We start from the raw sequence: 14,711 nt of genomic DNA on the forward strand, positions 1-14,711 counted from the left end.
TCTATTAGCGCCCATTTGTTTAACAAGAAAAATGATACCAAACCTTTAGCTAATAAGACGCGTAATTCGCTTCTTCTTCCACGACAATCGATAGTATCCATATTGTAGAAGTAAACTCACAATAAATGCAGCTGGATATCCAACCCATATTCCTTTTATCCCAAGGCTCGTATGATACGACAGGTAATAGGCCACTGGAACTTCCACACCCCAAATCGATATAACCGCAAAAATAGTCGGCCACAATACAGTTCCACTCGCACGCATTGTCGCACCAATAATTTGCGCATGACCGAAAATTAAGTAACTCCATAATGTAATCATAATGAGACTATGTGCAATATCAATCGTACTCTGACTCGTTAAAAAGAGCGCTAAAATTTCTTTTGAGAACAAATAAATAAAAGAAATTAATATTCCTCCAATTACATAGTTCATAACAAGTCCGGCTCGGATTACTTTTTGCAGACGATCAAGTTGATTAGCTCCAATGGACTGAGCTGCAAATATAGAAACGGTAATCCCAAGACTCACAGCTGGCATCTGTACATAACTTGCCACTTGGTTCACTACTCCGTATGCCGCAGTTGCATCTGATCCAAAGCGATTTACAAAGGAAATAACGGCAATCTCCGATAATGAAACTAGTATCATATTAATACTTGCTGGGATGCCAAGACGTAATAATAATTTTAACAAATCCCAATCCATGCGAAGATACTTTCGAACTGTTGCATCAAATTGCAACGGATGTTTCGTTTTTCTTAAATAAACTAACAGAGCAATAAATGTAACAATTGTTGATATAACAGAAGCATATGCTGCGCCGTACACACCAAGTTTCGGCAGGCCTAACCAACCAAAAATAAGAATAGGTAATAATGCCATATTTAGTCCTGTACTAACAATTAAAAAATAAAATGGTGTTTTAGAGTCACCTGTACCACGCATAAAAGTCGTATAAGCAAAATATAAAAACAGAATTGGCATAGAAATAAATAAAATTCGTGCATAATGAACACTCATGTTGATTATGTTTTCTGGCGTACCAACAAGACGCATAATATCCATTGCAAACATACTACCCACTACCGCTAAAATCGCTCCAAGTACAAACGTAAATGTCAACGTTGTACCAACAATGGCCTTTAAGCGATCTTCATTACGAGCTCCAAAAGCCTGACCGATTAAAATCGAGCTACCAGAACCTATACCAATTACAAATGAAATAAGTAGAAAAAACAACGGGAAGAAGGCCGAAATAGCAGCTAAGTCATTAATGCCAAGCCAACGTCCCACCACTACCATACCAAACAATTGTCCAAGCGACTGCAATACATTACTTAACAGTAAAGGAATGAGAAACATAGACATAGAACGCCATATCGGTTTATTTTCTGTTCCTTCTTCAATTGTTTTCAAATTTCATAACCCCTTTTATCGAGATGTTTCGCGGTTATATCCACGCTCTCCATATGGCTGTAAATTCTCTAACCATTTCTCTTCTAGTTTCTTCAATTCTTCTTTTGCGTTAAAATATCCAGTATCTTTCTTTTTCAACACTTCTAATATTTCAAACTCAAAAGCATCTGCTCCGTATTCCTTCCAATCATCTTGCAATGCCTTATTCGTATGAGAACCCATATTAAGTAAAAGTCGTCTTCCACTCATCGTTTTTAAATTCCTCGTACTCTCTACATACACTTTTCCGTTTTTCATATTCTTAATACAGTAAATCCCAGATTCTATTTCTGTTTCTTTATACAGTTGTTTTAATTCTTCTCTTCTATTCAATTTCCTTTCTCCTTTCACTTTTTCCATATTCTTCTCTATAATTTCACCCAGTACTGACTTCCATCAGTTGTTCTGTCGAGAAAACCATATTCAATTAAGTATCTTCTTAACGTGACATAATCAGGATATACATTTTCTAAAATCTCATTAACTTCTTTTTCTGTATATTTTTGATTGCTCTCAAACTTTTTCACTAAGTGTTTCAAAATAATTAATTTTCGCTTTTGTTTCTTCGGAAATTTAGAAAGCTGTCCGTCTAATCCTTCTGTAAAATGTAATTTTAAAACTTCTTCATTCTCCGCCTCTGTAATGTTATACCGTTGGTCGACCATCGTAGCTGTACGGTGAATAGGAAGCAATTTAGATTGATTCGTCGCCTTTTCTTCTGACAACTCCATAAGTGCAAGAAACACCTTTGCTTGTTTCATCTTCTCCCTTAATGTAAAACGATGATTCCGAATTGTTGATGTGCTTCCACCGTCCATTTCCTTCACAATTTCTTTATCGTTTAAGCCCATATGAAAGAACTGTATCATCTTCTTCTGCAAGTCCGTTAAACCTGTTAACTTCTTATCTAACCCTAATAAATAGTCGAACATAGAAGTATGTTCATTTGCGATATGAAGCTGTGCAAACTTCTCTGCTTCATAAAAAACGTTTTGCTCTTGATAAATAATACCTTTCATAAATTTTTCTCCGCAAGCTAAACAAACGTATTCTTCAGTGTCCTTCTCAAATACATATCCTTTTTTTAATTCCTCAACCGTGGCATTCCAAAACCATTCTGAAATATCATTCATGCTAAACAATCCCTTAAAAAGTTTATTTTAAAAACAAACAAATTATGATTTGGTTTATTTTTATTTATAATATCACAACAAAAATAAACGTTTCAATATATCGTTTACCCATTTTCAAACAAAAATAAATAATGTTTGCTATTTTATCAAACATCATTATTATCAGTTGCAGAGTAAATTTATTTTTTAAGTATGTAAATACAAGACAAAGAAGTGTAACAGATATGATAATTATTATTCACATCTCTTAGTCCACATACTATAACGTTTGTGATTCATAAACGTTACATGTATTCCCAAATAAAGTGAAACTTCCATCAGTGGAGGTTTTCTTCATCCCCCACCTATCTTCTTCGATTATCTCTCAATCTTGAGGTGGGATCTTACTGCCCGCGAATAGAGGGATAAACGAATGCCAATTTTGCTTACGTATACATACAAAAAAACAACAAATAGGATTCTCAAGTGAGAATCCTATTTGTTATAAAACATTTCATTTATTCCATTGGCTCAATCATTTTCTTTGGATCTACAATTTCATCGAATTGTTCCTCTGTTAATAATCCTGATTGTAATGCCGCTTCCTTTAATGTTAACCCTTCTTTATGTGCATGCTTTGCAATTTTTGCTGCATTTTCATAACCAATATGCGGATTTAAAGCCGTTACGAGCATTAATGAACGATTTACGTTTTGGTTAATGATTTCTTCATTTGCCTCAATACCCGCTGCACAATTATCATTAAATGAAACAGTCGCATCTGCTAATAATCTAGCTGACTGCAAAAAGTTATACGCAATAACCGGCTTAAAGACATTTAATTCGAAGTTTCCTTGACTTGCCGCAAATCCAATTGTTGCATCATTTCCCATTACTTGCGCTGCAACCATCGTTAAAGCTTCACTTTGCGTTGGATTTACTTTCCCTGGCATAATCGAACTTCCTGGCTCGTTTGCTGGAATAATAATTTCGCCAAGACCACTGCGCGGACCACTTGCAAGCCAGCGTACATCGTTTGCAATTTTCATTAAATCAGCAGCTAACGCTTTTAAGGCACCGTGCGTATAGACAACTTCATCATGACTTGTTAGCGCATGAAATTTATTTGGTGCTGATACAAATTGTTTTCCTGTAAAGTTACTAATTTCTTCCGCAACCATGTCACCGAATTTTGGATGGGCATTAATTCCTGTTCCAACCGCAGTACCACCGATTGCGAGTTCTTTCATATATGTACTGCTTTCTATTATCATACGCTCTGTCTTTTCAAGCATACGATGCCAGCCGCTCACTTCTTGTCCTAACGTTAATGGTGTTGCATCCTGCAAATGAGTACGACCAATTTTAATAATATGCGAAAATGCAGTTACTTTTTCTTTTAACGTTTCCTTTAATTTAACTATTGCTGGTAATACTTGTTCTTCTACTGCAATAACACACGCAACATGAAGTGCTGTGGGGAACGTATCATTTGAACTTTGAGACATGTTTACATCGTCGTTTGGATGAATATGTACATCCAGCCCTTTTTCTTTTAAAATTTGATTCCCGCGGTTTGCGATCACTTCATTCACATTCATGTTAGACTGTGTACCACTTCCTGTCTGCCAAACAACAAGCGGAAAATGTTCGTCCCATTTTCCAGATAAAATTTCATCAACCGCCTCTACAATTACAGCTGCTTTTTCGTCTGCTAGTTTTCCTAACTTCTGATTACTAATCGCTGCACTCTTCTTTAAAATCGCAAATGCTCGAACAATTTCAAGCGGCATATGCTCTGTACCAATCGGAAAGTTTTCTTTACTACGCTGCGTTTGTGCTGCCCATAATTTATCAGCTGGAACTTTTATTTCTCCTAATGTATCTCTTTCAATTCTATATTCCATTTTTTCATCCCCTTAAAGTAAAGTACCATATCAAAGATTATCAACAGTTTTTTACCCAACAATTCTTTCTTCCTGCTTTTCTTTTTCTCTGAAAGTAAAGCATACGGCGTACACATATACGTCATGGCAACTGGATCATATACAACGCATGCTTTCACACCAAACACTGTTTCAAACAATCCATCATTTAAAACATCCTTTGGTGCACCTTCCATTACTTTATTCCCCTCTTTAATCGCAACAATGTGATGCGCATATTTGGCCGCGTGATTTAAATCGTGTACAACCATCACAACAGTTCGGTTTTCTTCTTCATTTAATTTTTTCAATAGCTCTAGTATTTCTAACTGATGGGCCATATCTAAATATGTTGTCGGTTCATCTAATAGCAATAACTCTGTATCTTGCGCAAGTGCCATCGCAATCCAAACACGCTGACGGAAGTTTCACTTTATAAGATAAGCGCTTTTTGCAGTACATCATCATAGACATATTCTTTTCGTACAAGTGGAGAAACCATACCGCTTTGCAATGCACTATACGCCGGAACGAATGTCATTTTATCTCCTATGCTATACGGTGTACTATCAGTTATATCAACAATTAAATGGTCACTACTTCCACCAAGAATTTCAACATTCCTATCGGAAGGTCGTAAACCACTAATATCAAGATCCTGCCTGCCTATTGCAACAATCGCTCGTAGTCGCTCCCCTTTATCTTCAAAATACGGAACTTGACCAAATGCATCTTTTCCGATAACGCCTTTTGGCATAGACGGCTTTCTTTTAATTTCAATGATTTCTGCTTCAATTGAAAATACATCTTGGTACATGAAAGAAATATTTTTTCCATACGCTGTTTCTTTCCCAAGAAAAATAGCTTCTCCAATCCGTAAAGAGTTAACACGTCCAATCTGTTTTCTTTGCATGATAAGTGGTAACGAACTTGAGTTACCACCCGAGATAAACCGAAGCTGTTTTCCAATTTCCTTCTCTACTACTTTTGCTAATTGCGTTAATTCTTGTAAAGAATGTTCAGTTGGAATAACACCGCTAAAGCAAGTAAAGTTTGCTCCAATACCATCGAGTATAATTCCAGGTATATTCGATACTCTCTGCGCTGATTCCACTACTTCATATGGCATCATTCCTTCTCGTAGATCACCTAAATCAACCATTAGAATCACACGATGCGTTGTTCCGTATCTTCTCGCTGCTCTTCCTAATGCCTCTATGATACATAGTTCAGAGTTCAAACTAATATTTGCCCAAAGAACCGTTTCTTCTACTTCTGATAAAGCTGGTGCACGAATTAATAAGAGCTCAGCTTCTTTTCCAACAATAGAACGAAGTTTATAAAGATGCTGTAATCTAGAATCAGCAAATTTTGTATACCCTGCCTCTTGAAGCGTTTCAATCACTTCTTCTGCAGCGCCGACCCCTTTTGTTACAGGAAAACATACAATATTTGAACGCTCGCATAATCGTTTCATTATCATGGCATTATACTTCAATTTTGAAAGGTTTACTTTCATGATAGGCAGCATATTCATTCCTCCTATTACATACAAATCGGATTATGAAAACTTGTATATAAATAAGATTTTGCTTGATCTTGTATTCTCATTGAGAACAATGCTTTCGTTTCAATTTGCTTTGCAAATATAGCTGCCTTTTGCTCTTCAGTTGCATCTACCATGTATTCTTCAACAATAGCAGCAACAATTCTCCATAACTCTTTTTCCTGTACGTCATCTATTGAGCGAGCCAACGTAAATAATACATCCCCAAAATGGTTTTGCAGTACCGAATGAATAAACTTGTTATAAACCTCATTCATATCATCTGTAAATACGACTGCTTCTTTAACCTCAGAAATGTCTACTACCTCCGCTAATGTCTTCTTATGAATTCTCACTCCTCCTAAATCACGTACAAAAATACGTTGGACCTCCCCGCCTTTTGTAACAATAATAGAGTTTTGCATATGTCCTTCTAAAGCAATTCCATATTGTAAAACAAGTTGCAGTAAAGGAATCATGACTTTCTCAGTGTAATGAGCAACATAGTGAAACACCTCTTTTTTACCAATTGTTTCTGTTTCAAAATATGTACGCATCATATCTACAATAATAGGCTCTCCTTCTTTTAAAGGATTGCTTGCTGTTAAACTAGCTCCAACCCATAATAATTCTCCCTCTTGCTTATATGCATTTGGGCTTTCACGTAAAATAAATGCTAAATTCCTTCCTAAATGAAAATCATTATGTTTTGTAAAAGTAGCTCCAACTCGTTCACGAACGACAACTACTGACTGTGCTAACTCTTTCTCATTCGCATAAATCGTATCAAACAGCGAAGAAAGAATTGGCCCATTTACTGTTATTTCTGGTGATACCGTTCTAACTGCGCTTGTTGCTTGTGCACGTACGGGAAGCTTCACATGATACGGTAACTTTAATAGATTCATTGTTCGAAATGAAAGCGTCGCTCTGGACGAAAGTTGATATGGGATCGGAATAATACGTCCTTCCTCTAACTCTTCCCCATACTCCTCTGTTAGTACATGCTCATATTGCCATGGATGAACAAGAAATGGATAAAAGTCTTCTATTCTGTCCCCTCTGCTTACTAATATTTGAGAAGCAGTTTCATATAAATCTGGTAAATTTTCATATAATACAGGTTTTTCAAAACTATCTCCTGTAACTGCTGTTACATCTTTATGAACAAGCAATACATATAACGGAACAACTTGCTCAAATTCAGGAGCATAACGTTTTACTTCTTCTTTTGATAAACCAAGTTTTGTTTTTGTTGAAGGATGAAGTGGATGCCCTTCGATTACTAATGACTCTGTATATAATAATTCGTCAAACGATATACATTGTTTTAATTCTTCAAGGAATTGGCATAGATTATTTGGTTTATATTTTGCAAAAAACTTCACGTTCGTTTCAAGCTGTTGCTTTACCCATTCTTGTTTTTGTTCCCATGCTTCATAAGCTAATTCTAAGTTCTCTACACTGTTCTGTAATTCTTTCTGCAAGGAATCTGAAACATGAAGCTGAAAGAATGGTGCTACTTCCTCAAAAAACATTTGTAATGAATCAATCCATCTAACATGCCCTCTTACTTTAAACCGAAGTGGAAAAGCAAATTCGTATCGTTCAAATGCCCCTTCTTGTTGCACTTCTAATAATAATTCTGCTTCATTCATACAATCTATAATTTCAATACCATAATCATGCTTTAGCACCGCACAACTTTCTAATAATTTTTTTCACGAATTAATGCATTACAAAAACGATTTAAAATACGATATTCCGCTTGTACTCGATTTGATTGTTTACTTTGAATGGACAAAATTCTTCACCTTCCCTTTTTGTTGTTTCACTTTTATATACTGAAATGCAAATGGGATTATACATAAAGTACCCATCATTACAAATGTTTCAGAAATACCCACATATTCAATGGCATAACTTACTACAATTGAACCGAGTGGAATCATTCCTCGATCCATTAATACAACACTAAGCATAAGTCCTCGTTCCTCTTCACAGACATTGTTTTGAAAATAAACACGATTACTGGAACGTAACAACTGTCCAAAAAGGCCGATAGAGAATAGTAATATAAAAAATACAAATGTATTACTAATAATAAGGAGCGCTATACTAATGGAAAACAAAACTAAACTAATATAATAAACCCTAATTTCTGAGATGTACTCTAACACTTTAGGAAGAATAATAGTTGCTATAATAGCACCGATTGCCGCCGAAGACATCGCAATGCCAAATACTTCTGCTTTTCCCGTAAATTGATGCGAAACAAGTACAGGTAATACAGACGTATACGAAAAACCAAAAGCCATTGTAATCATTGATGTGATAAAAATGTTTCTTCCCATATGATCATGAGAGAAATATTGAACAATTTGTTCCCAGCTTGCCTTTTTCTTTTCTTTTCGTTTTTTCATCGTTTGATCTTTCATTGGTAAGACAAGAATGAATGCAATCAGTGAACAGACTGCCTGCATTGTAAATGTAAGTTCAATATGTCCCCCTGCAATTAGAAATCCAGCTACAGCCGGCCCTGTCGAGCGACAAACATTCATCACAAACGAATTCATAGATATCAGTTTACTAATTTGATTGTTCGTATCAATATCCGAAAGAAGTGTATTTCGATTTGGTGTTTCTAATGCACTAATTACTCCTCTCACAAATGAGAAAAGAAGGAAAATAAAAAAGGACGGAGTAATAAACACAACATAAATAGCAAGTAACGTTGTAACTACTAGCCCCCCAAATGAATACGACTTCATTAACTTAATACGCGGATGCAGATCACAAAGCTTCCCTGCATATACACTAAACAATGCAATTGGAATGAGCCGTACAAAGTTTATCCATCCTAAATATGTAGCACTATGATACAGATCATAGACGTACCAATTGATTGCAGTCATTCCAAGCCAGTTCCCCATAAATAAGAAAAATGAACTACTAAAGAAGAGTTTGCGAATATGAACCACCTCAAATTTTTTGTTGCATTTTTAAATGCTTCTTTTATAATTGAAATTGATTATCAATATCACTGTAAAAACAATATAAAATATTCCCACTTCTTTGTAAAGACTAAAAAATTGAGAAAGGTGGTTCCTATGAACCTTAATAAAATTCAAACGTTAGCAGTAGAGGAACAAAACTTACTTTCTTTTTTACAACAACATCATGCTCCACTACATGAAACCTATCAACAAATGATTCGAAAGGGACGAACTGGTATACTCGAACGACTACTATCGTCCTTCATACGTGAAAATATATGTAACATGACAACAACTGGAATCATATTTAGAAAACACGAAGGGGTGTTTGTATCATTTTCAGATCATCGTTGCCCAGACTATTTACTAGATTATATAAACACTCATATTCATCAATTTGACGAGTTTTCAATGATACAAGGACTATATTTTAAACAACAAAATACATATCTACTTATACCGATTCAACACATATATGCCTTTGAACGTCCTGTTGTAAAGGGACCGTACATTCTCGTCTCACCGTCTAGTCAAACAGAAATTATACATCCAAATGAAGTATTGTCATTGTTACTACATGAAGATTGGCAAGGACCACTTTCCTATTTTCATATGTTTGAAGAGGATCTCGCAAATAGCGCTGCCAATTTAGCTCTTGCTTATACATTTCATGAACAAACTGAGAATGTTTCAACGCTACAGGCTGCTTCTCGAGCGCAAGATCCATATGCCTTTTTTGAACAGCTCGTTATAGAAGGTCACCCTTGTCACCCCGGTGCCAAAATGAGAAAAGGTTTAAGTCCAGAAGAAACCCTTGCCTATTCAGCTGAGTTTAAACATACAATTCCATTGCGCTTTGTAGCTGTACATCAAGATTATGTAAGCCCTGCTTTTATGGAAGAACAAAATTGGAATGCATTATTGTTTTCTTTTGAACCTGTACTCCAAGTAGAAGCTGAAATAAGACTTGGCGATAAAACAGATGACTACATTTTAATACCGATTCATCCATGGCAAGCTACTCATACGTTACGTGAAATTTACAGTGATGAACTCGAAAAACAAATCATCATTTTATTCGATTATGAAGCGAATTATTTAGCAGGCATGTCATTTCGTACAATCTTTCCTGCACAATATGAAACGATTAGACCGCATTATAAACTGACAACAAATATACATTTAACAGGAGAAGTGCGGACGTTATCCGAACAAACCATTCATAATGGACCACTTATGAGCAATATTTTAAAACAAGTTGTTACGCAAGATACGATGATTGACGAAACTCAATTTGTTCCAATACTGGAACGAGCTGGCGCTCATTTTCTTCATCCAAATGACATAGACGAAGAAACACAAACATTACGAAGTGAAAATCTCGCTTGTGTCATTCGTGACAACATTCATGCTTATGTAAAACATGATGAATGGGCTATTGTCGGTTCTGCCCTTGTTTCTTCTGTGCACGGTGCAAATAAACCAGTCATAGCAGAACTAATTGAGTTGTACAAAGATAGCCATGACTTACCATTACACGATGCAATTGTTATGTTTATCGAAAAATATGTAACAAATGCTCTTACTGGCTTTATTCCACTCATGGTTAAGTATGGCATTGGATTAGAAGGTCACCTGCAAAACACAGTACCTGTATTTAAAAAAGATGGTACACCGGATCGACTACTTGTACGCGACTGGGAAGGTATTCGAGTTCATCGTGGTCGTTTACAAAATGCGGGATTTGATGTAAACGTATTTCATCATAAATCAAGAATTCTAGTAGATGATGAAAAAAGTATGCGTAATAAAGTATTTTACTCTGTTATGCAAAATCATTTTGGCGAATTATTTTTGCATATCAGTCAGTTCTATCGACTAGATGAACAACTGCTGTGGAATGTTGTAAAACAAGTCTTGAAGAATATTTTCATAGATTTGCAAGAAGACCCTAGCTACAAAAAATCTGCAACATCTGACTATGCTGTCTTTTTTGCGGATAAAGTAGATTATAAAGCTTTAACTCTTATGCGTATGATGGGAGAAGCACATGCCTATTTTTATGTGAAGGTTAAAAATCCAGTATGTGATTGAAATAAACTGTGAAGTTAATTGTGAAGAACCTTTACTCTGATATACAAATTAATATGAGCTCAGTTACGGGCTCATCTTTTTGTTTACGGTATTAATTGCTCGTATACATACGGTTGCTTCGGAGCTTCTATTTTTTCTACTTTATTTGCTTTTACAAGTGGAAATAAAGCTCCTCTATAGGTTGTCTCATCTAATGTTCCTGTAATTGTAACCCACTTTTCATTTTGTAATTCGATAATTCCTTCGCCAGAAACAATCATTCCATAAACGGTAGCATCTGCTACGCAACGCGTAATACCATAACGTGCAACTACAACTTTATTTCCTTCCACTTCTTTATCACGGTATACAAACCCAGAAAAGGTAATTTCTTTCCCTTTAAATCCAATAACATCGCGACTAATTATATCCATAGCAGCCATATAGTTTGCATCATTTATTTGTATACTTTTCTTTTCTAACAAGTTCTTTTCTAGATCTTCAGATGGGGCTTGAGAACTTTGTACATTAGCAGTTTGCTGTTCCTCTCCATCTACTAATAACCTCTTCCAATCTTCATTTTCCTTTTGTGGCTTCGTTTGTGTACTTTGATTCATTCCACGCTTGGCGGCAACACTTCCGTCAATTGATACACTTGAAAATAAAAAAGCACTGATAATAGGTATAAGAAATAATCCATAAAAGAAGCAAGTTCCTATTTTCGTTTTTGGGAGAACGTGTTCCTCGCAGCAATGACATGCCTTTGACTTTTCATTTCCACTTCGCCACACTTGTAAACAGCCAAGTAGTAAAGACACAATTGTTGCTACATAAACAAGTTTCACCATACGCGGTGCAATAAAGTTATTAATATGCCCCGTAATAAGCAGTTTGAATAATAGCATCGCAAATCCAATCAATATAATGCCACGAATATAAATATGAAATCCTTTTTTCTCCTGCTCTTCCACCTTCTCCGCCTCCTATTTCATGGTAAGTTGAACGATAACATATACGCTAATCGTCACAATCGCCATAAACAGAAACACAAACTTCTTTTGAAAATATGCAAATAACATAATTGTATTTTTCAAATCTAACATTGGTCCAAACACTAAAAAAGCGAGAAGAGCTTTTGCTGAAAAAATATGACCAAATGATGCTGCAATAAATGCATCTGCTGCAGAACAAAGAGATAAAACATAACCAAGGGCCATCATAACAAGTGGAGAAATAAGATTGCTGCTCGCTAATTCGGCAAGAAAGTGACGATCTAAAAATGTTTGAAATAAGCTAGCTAAAAATGCACCGATTAACAAATATTTTCCGGTACTAAAAAACTCATCTGCTGCATGCGAAGCAACCTCCTGCCAGCTTCTCTTCGAATGTTTATGTTCACTTATCATACTGTTTTCTTTCAATACATTCTTGTCACGATATAAGTAATAAACGATACCTCCAATACATATAGCAACAAGAAAAGCGAGTCCAAAGCGAGCGTATATAATTGTGGGGTTCATCCGAAACGCATAGTATGTTGACAAAAATACAACCGGATTTAATATAGGGGCGGTAACAAGAATCACCATTCCTACATGAAGTGGCAATCCTTTTTGAATCAGTCTTCTTATAATTGGAATAATTACACACTCACACATTGGAAATAATACACCAACAAATGCTGCTGGAAACATGGCAACAATAGGATGTTTAGGCAACACTTTCTTTATCACGTCTTCTGTCACAAATACTTGAATAACCGCTGAAATTAATACACCAATTAATATGAATGGAATTGCTTCAAAAAAGATACTTAAAAAAATTGTATTTACATTCATCCACTTTTTAGGAATCAGTGCTTGCAACGATGATACATTTGTAAAATCAACAAAAAATAATAAAAATAGAAATAGTCCAATTAGCATCATACCAAGAATTTCTCTAGATATCCGTGCAAGTGTCATTCTAATCTCCTCCCTTATATTGTTATCTCATGCTACCTAGCAATATAGTGAAACTTCCATCAGTGGGTGCCTTTTCCCACTGATGGTTAGTTGAACCAATCGGGCTCTTATGGGCAGTTAACTTCCATCTAACTTCTTTGCTTTCTCAGAATCTTGAGATTAAGATTTTACTGCCCGTTAGAGCGGGATAAAATCCTTTCCGATAGTAGCTCCACTCTATTGTAAACATATGCTTGTCCTCTTTTTCTATGACATGTTTCATCAGCAGCATACTTACTATATCTTATTCGCAAATCGTAATCATTATGATTTACTGTTGCAATTTTCTTTTTCATCTTTTAAGATATAACAAGAAACAAAACGTAATGATTACGATTTAAAAAGGAGAGTCTTTATATGAAAAAAATTCCCGTTACAGTATTAAGCGGCTATTTAGGATCTGGAAAAACAACATTACTAAATCATATACTTACAAATCGCGACGGAATGAAAGTAGCTGTCATTGTTAATGACATGAGCGAAATTAACATTGATGCTGCACTTGTCAAACAAGGTGGTTTTTCTAGAACAGAGGAAAAACTCGTCGAAATTCAAAATGGATGTATTTGTTGTACATTACGTGAAGATTTAATTATAGAAGTGAATCGTCTCGTTGAATCTGGAGATATTGATTATATTGTCATCGAATCTTCAGGTATTAGTGAGCCTATTCCAGTTGCACAAACATTTACATATATGGACGAAGAATTAGCAATCAACTTATCAAATACATGTCGTTTAGATACGATGGTTACTGTCGTAGATGCAAATCGCTTCTGGGATGATTATGCTTCCGGTGAAAGTTTATTAGATCGCCAAGAAGCAATTGATGAGACAGATACACGCGAAGTGATTGATTTACTCATTGATCAAATTGAATTTGCAAATGTAATTATTTTAAACAAAACCGATATGCTAGAGCAGAATGATATTACAGAACTTCACAAACTATTACAAAGGTTAAATCCAGAAGCTCGTATTATTGAAGCAGCTTATTCACAAGTACCGTTATACACAATCTTAAATACGAATCTATTTGACTATGAAAAAGCAAGTCAAGCAGCTGGATGGATCAAAGAATTAAATAGCGAACACACACCTGAGACAGACGAGTATAACATTTCATCATTTGTATACCGCCGTAAGCGCCCGTTCCAACCTGAAAGATTTATGAAATGGCTTGAAAACTGGCCACTTGACGTCGTAAGAGCGAAAGGCTTCTTCTGGCTTGCTTCTCGCAACAATATCATTGGACTTCTCTCTCAAGCCGGTTCATCTATTATGATTCAAGGAGCCGGTGAGTGGGTTGCATCTACTTCAAAAGAAGAACAGCAACAAATTATTGCAGAAGACCCAGACATTTTAAACCGTTGGGATGACGTATACGGAGACCGAATTACAGAATTAGTCTTTATCGGTATTGATATGAACAGAGAAGAAATAGAACAATCTTTGGACCACTGCTTATTAACTGAACAAGAAATGTATGAAAACTGGGATACGTTTCATGACCCTATCCCTTCATTTACGACTGCATTCTCTTAATATGTATCCTACTTTTCCTACTAAAAAGCCTAATTTCTCAATTTATTGTA

The 14,711-nt window shown here is 35.6% G+C and carries 11 protein-coding genes and 1 pseudogene; 2 read left to right on the forward strand and 10 right to left on the reverse strand.

Translation table 11 applies throughout. From position 1 onward, the window contains the following. Positions 1 to 45 precede the first annotated feature (45 nt). The 8 genes and pseudogenes from ACEWFJ_RS16495 to ACEWFJ_RS16530 all read right to left on the reverse strand — a co-directional run bounded on the left by ACEWFJ_RS16495 (position 46) and on the right by ACEWFJ_RS16530 (position 9,025). Positions 46 to 1,374: an MATE family efflux transporter gene (locus ACEWFJ_RS16495; protein WP_473692565.1), complete on the reverse strand. Its 1,329-nt coding sequence runs from the start codon at positions 1,372 to 1,374 to the stop codon at positions 46 to 48. Positions 1,375 to 1,437: 63 nt separating this feature from the next. Continuing rightward, complete coding sequence (locus tag ACEWFJ_RS16500) at positions 1,438 to 1,794, reverse strand: GIY-YIG nuclease family protein (RefSeq protein ID WP_429719243.1); 357 nt, start codon at positions 1,792 to 1,794, stop codon at positions 1,438 to 1,440. A 35-nt stretch (positions 1,795 to 1,829) separates the two neighbouring features. Continuing rightward, the gene (locus tag ACEWFJ_RS16505; RefSeq protein WP_473689263.1) at positions 1,830 to 2,594 is read right to left on the reverse strand and encodes a DUF2087 domain-containing protein; all 765 of its coding nucleotides are present in this window, start codon (positions 2,592 to 2,594) and stop codon (positions 1,830 to 1,832) included. A gap of 497 nt (positions 2,595 to 3,091) precedes the next feature. Continuing rightward, entirely contained in the window at positions 3,092 to 4,480 is a 1,389-nt protein-coding gene (gene fumC / locus ACEWFJ_RS16510) for a class II fumarate hydratase (protein WP_473689264.1), read from the reverse strand. Further along, a pseudogene (locus ACEWFJ_RS16515) lies at positions 4,450 to 4,920 on the reverse strand (ABC transporter ATP-binding protein); the annotation flags it as partial. The pseudogene ACEWFJ_RS16515 and the gene fumC, both read right to left, overlap by 31 nt. Before the next feature lie 11 nt (positions 4,921 to 4,931). After that, positions 4,932 to 6,029, reverse strand: a complete 1,098-nt coding sequence (locus ACEWFJ_RS16520; RefSeq protein ID WP_473689265.1) for an alanine/ornithine racemase family PLP-dependent enzyme — start codon at positions 6,027 to 6,029, stop codon at positions 4,932 to 4,934. A 14-nt stretch (positions 6,030 to 6,043) separates the two neighbouring features. Beyond that, positions 6,044 to 7,741: an IucA/IucC family protein gene (locus ACEWFJ_RS16525; protein ID WP_473689266.1), complete on the reverse strand. Its 1,698-nt coding sequence runs from the start codon at positions 7,739 to 7,741 to the stop codon at positions 6,044 to 6,046. Between the two features lie 90 nt (positions 7,742 to 7,831). Further along, positions 7,832 to 9,025, reverse strand: coding sequence for an MFS transporter (locus tag ACEWFJ_RS16530; protein WP_473689267.1), 1,194 nt, complete (start codon positions 9,023 to 9,025; stop codon positions 7,832 to 7,834). Positions 9,026 to 9,154: 129 nt separating this feature from the next. Between ACEWFJ_RS16530 and ACEWFJ_RS16535 the strand changes: the two genes are divergently transcribed. Then, the gene (locus tag ACEWFJ_RS16535) at positions 9,155 to 11,134 is read left to right on the forward strand and encodes an IucA/IucC family protein (RefSeq protein ID WP_473689268.1); all 1,980 of its coding nucleotides are present in this window, start codon (positions 9,155 to 9,157) and stop codon (positions 11,132 to 11,134) included. An 83-nt stretch (positions 11,135 to 11,217) separates the two neighbouring features. Here the strand turns inward: ACEWFJ_RS16535 and ACEWFJ_RS16540 are convergent, their stop codons facing one another. Both ACEWFJ_RS16540 and ACEWFJ_RS16545 read right to left on the reverse strand, forming a co-directional pair. Then, complete coding sequence (locus ACEWFJ_RS16540; RefSeq protein ID WP_473689269.1) at positions 11,218 to 12,084, reverse strand: TIGR03943 family putative permease subunit; 867 nt, start codon at positions 12,082 to 12,084, stop codon at positions 11,218 to 11,220. Between the two features lie 12 nt (positions 12,085 to 12,096). After that, entirely contained in the window at positions 12,097 to 13,077 is a 981-nt protein-coding gene (locus tag ACEWFJ_RS16545) for a permease (RefSeq protein WP_473689270.1), read from the reverse strand. Positions 13,078 to 13,473: 396 nt separating this feature from the next. Here ACEWFJ_RS16545 and ACEWFJ_RS16550 point away from each other — a divergent pair, with 396 nt between their 5' ends. Continuing rightward, positions 13,474 to 14,661 (forward strand): GTP-binding protein, encoded by a 1,188-nt coding sequence (locus tag ACEWFJ_RS16550; protein WP_473689271.1) that lies wholly within the window; start codon positions 13,474 to 13,476, stop codon positions 14,659 to 14,661. The last annotated feature ends 50 nt before the right edge of the window (positions 14,662 to 14,711 follow it).

It is taken from the genome of Bacillus sp. EA-CB0995 (genome assembly GCF_055814245.1).

Excerpts from the sequence above, each read along its gene's own strand:
- ACEWFJ_RS16495 (WP_473692565.1), bottom strand. The coding sequence starts at position 1,374 with ATGTCTATGTTTCTCATTCCTTTACTGTTAAGTAATGTATTGCAGTCG.
- ACEWFJ_RS16505 (WP_473689263.1), bottom strand. The coding sequence starts at position 2,594 with ATGAATGATATTTCAGAATGGTTTTGGAATGCCACGGTTGAGGAATTA.
- fumC (WP_473689264.1), bottom strand. The coding sequence starts at position 4,480 with ATGGAATATAGAATTGAAAGAGATACATTAGGAGAAATAAAAGTTCCA.
- ACEWFJ_RS16520 (WP_473689265.1), bottom strand. The coding sequence starts at position 6,029 with ATGCTGCCTATCATGAAAGTAAACCTTTCAAAATTGAAGTATAATGCC.
- ACEWFJ_RS16535 (WP_473689268.1), top strand. The coding sequence starts at position 9,155 with ATGAACCTTAATAAAATTCAAACGTTAGCAGTAGAGGAACAAAACTTA.
- ACEWFJ_RS16545 (WP_473689270.1), bottom strand. The coding sequence starts at position 13,077 with ATGACACTTGCACGGATATCTAGAGAAATTCTTGGTATGATGCTAATT.
- ACEWFJ_RS16550 (WP_473689271.1), top strand. The coding sequence starts at position 13,474 with ATGAAAAAAATTCCCGTTACAGTATTAAGCGGCTATTTAGGATCTGGA.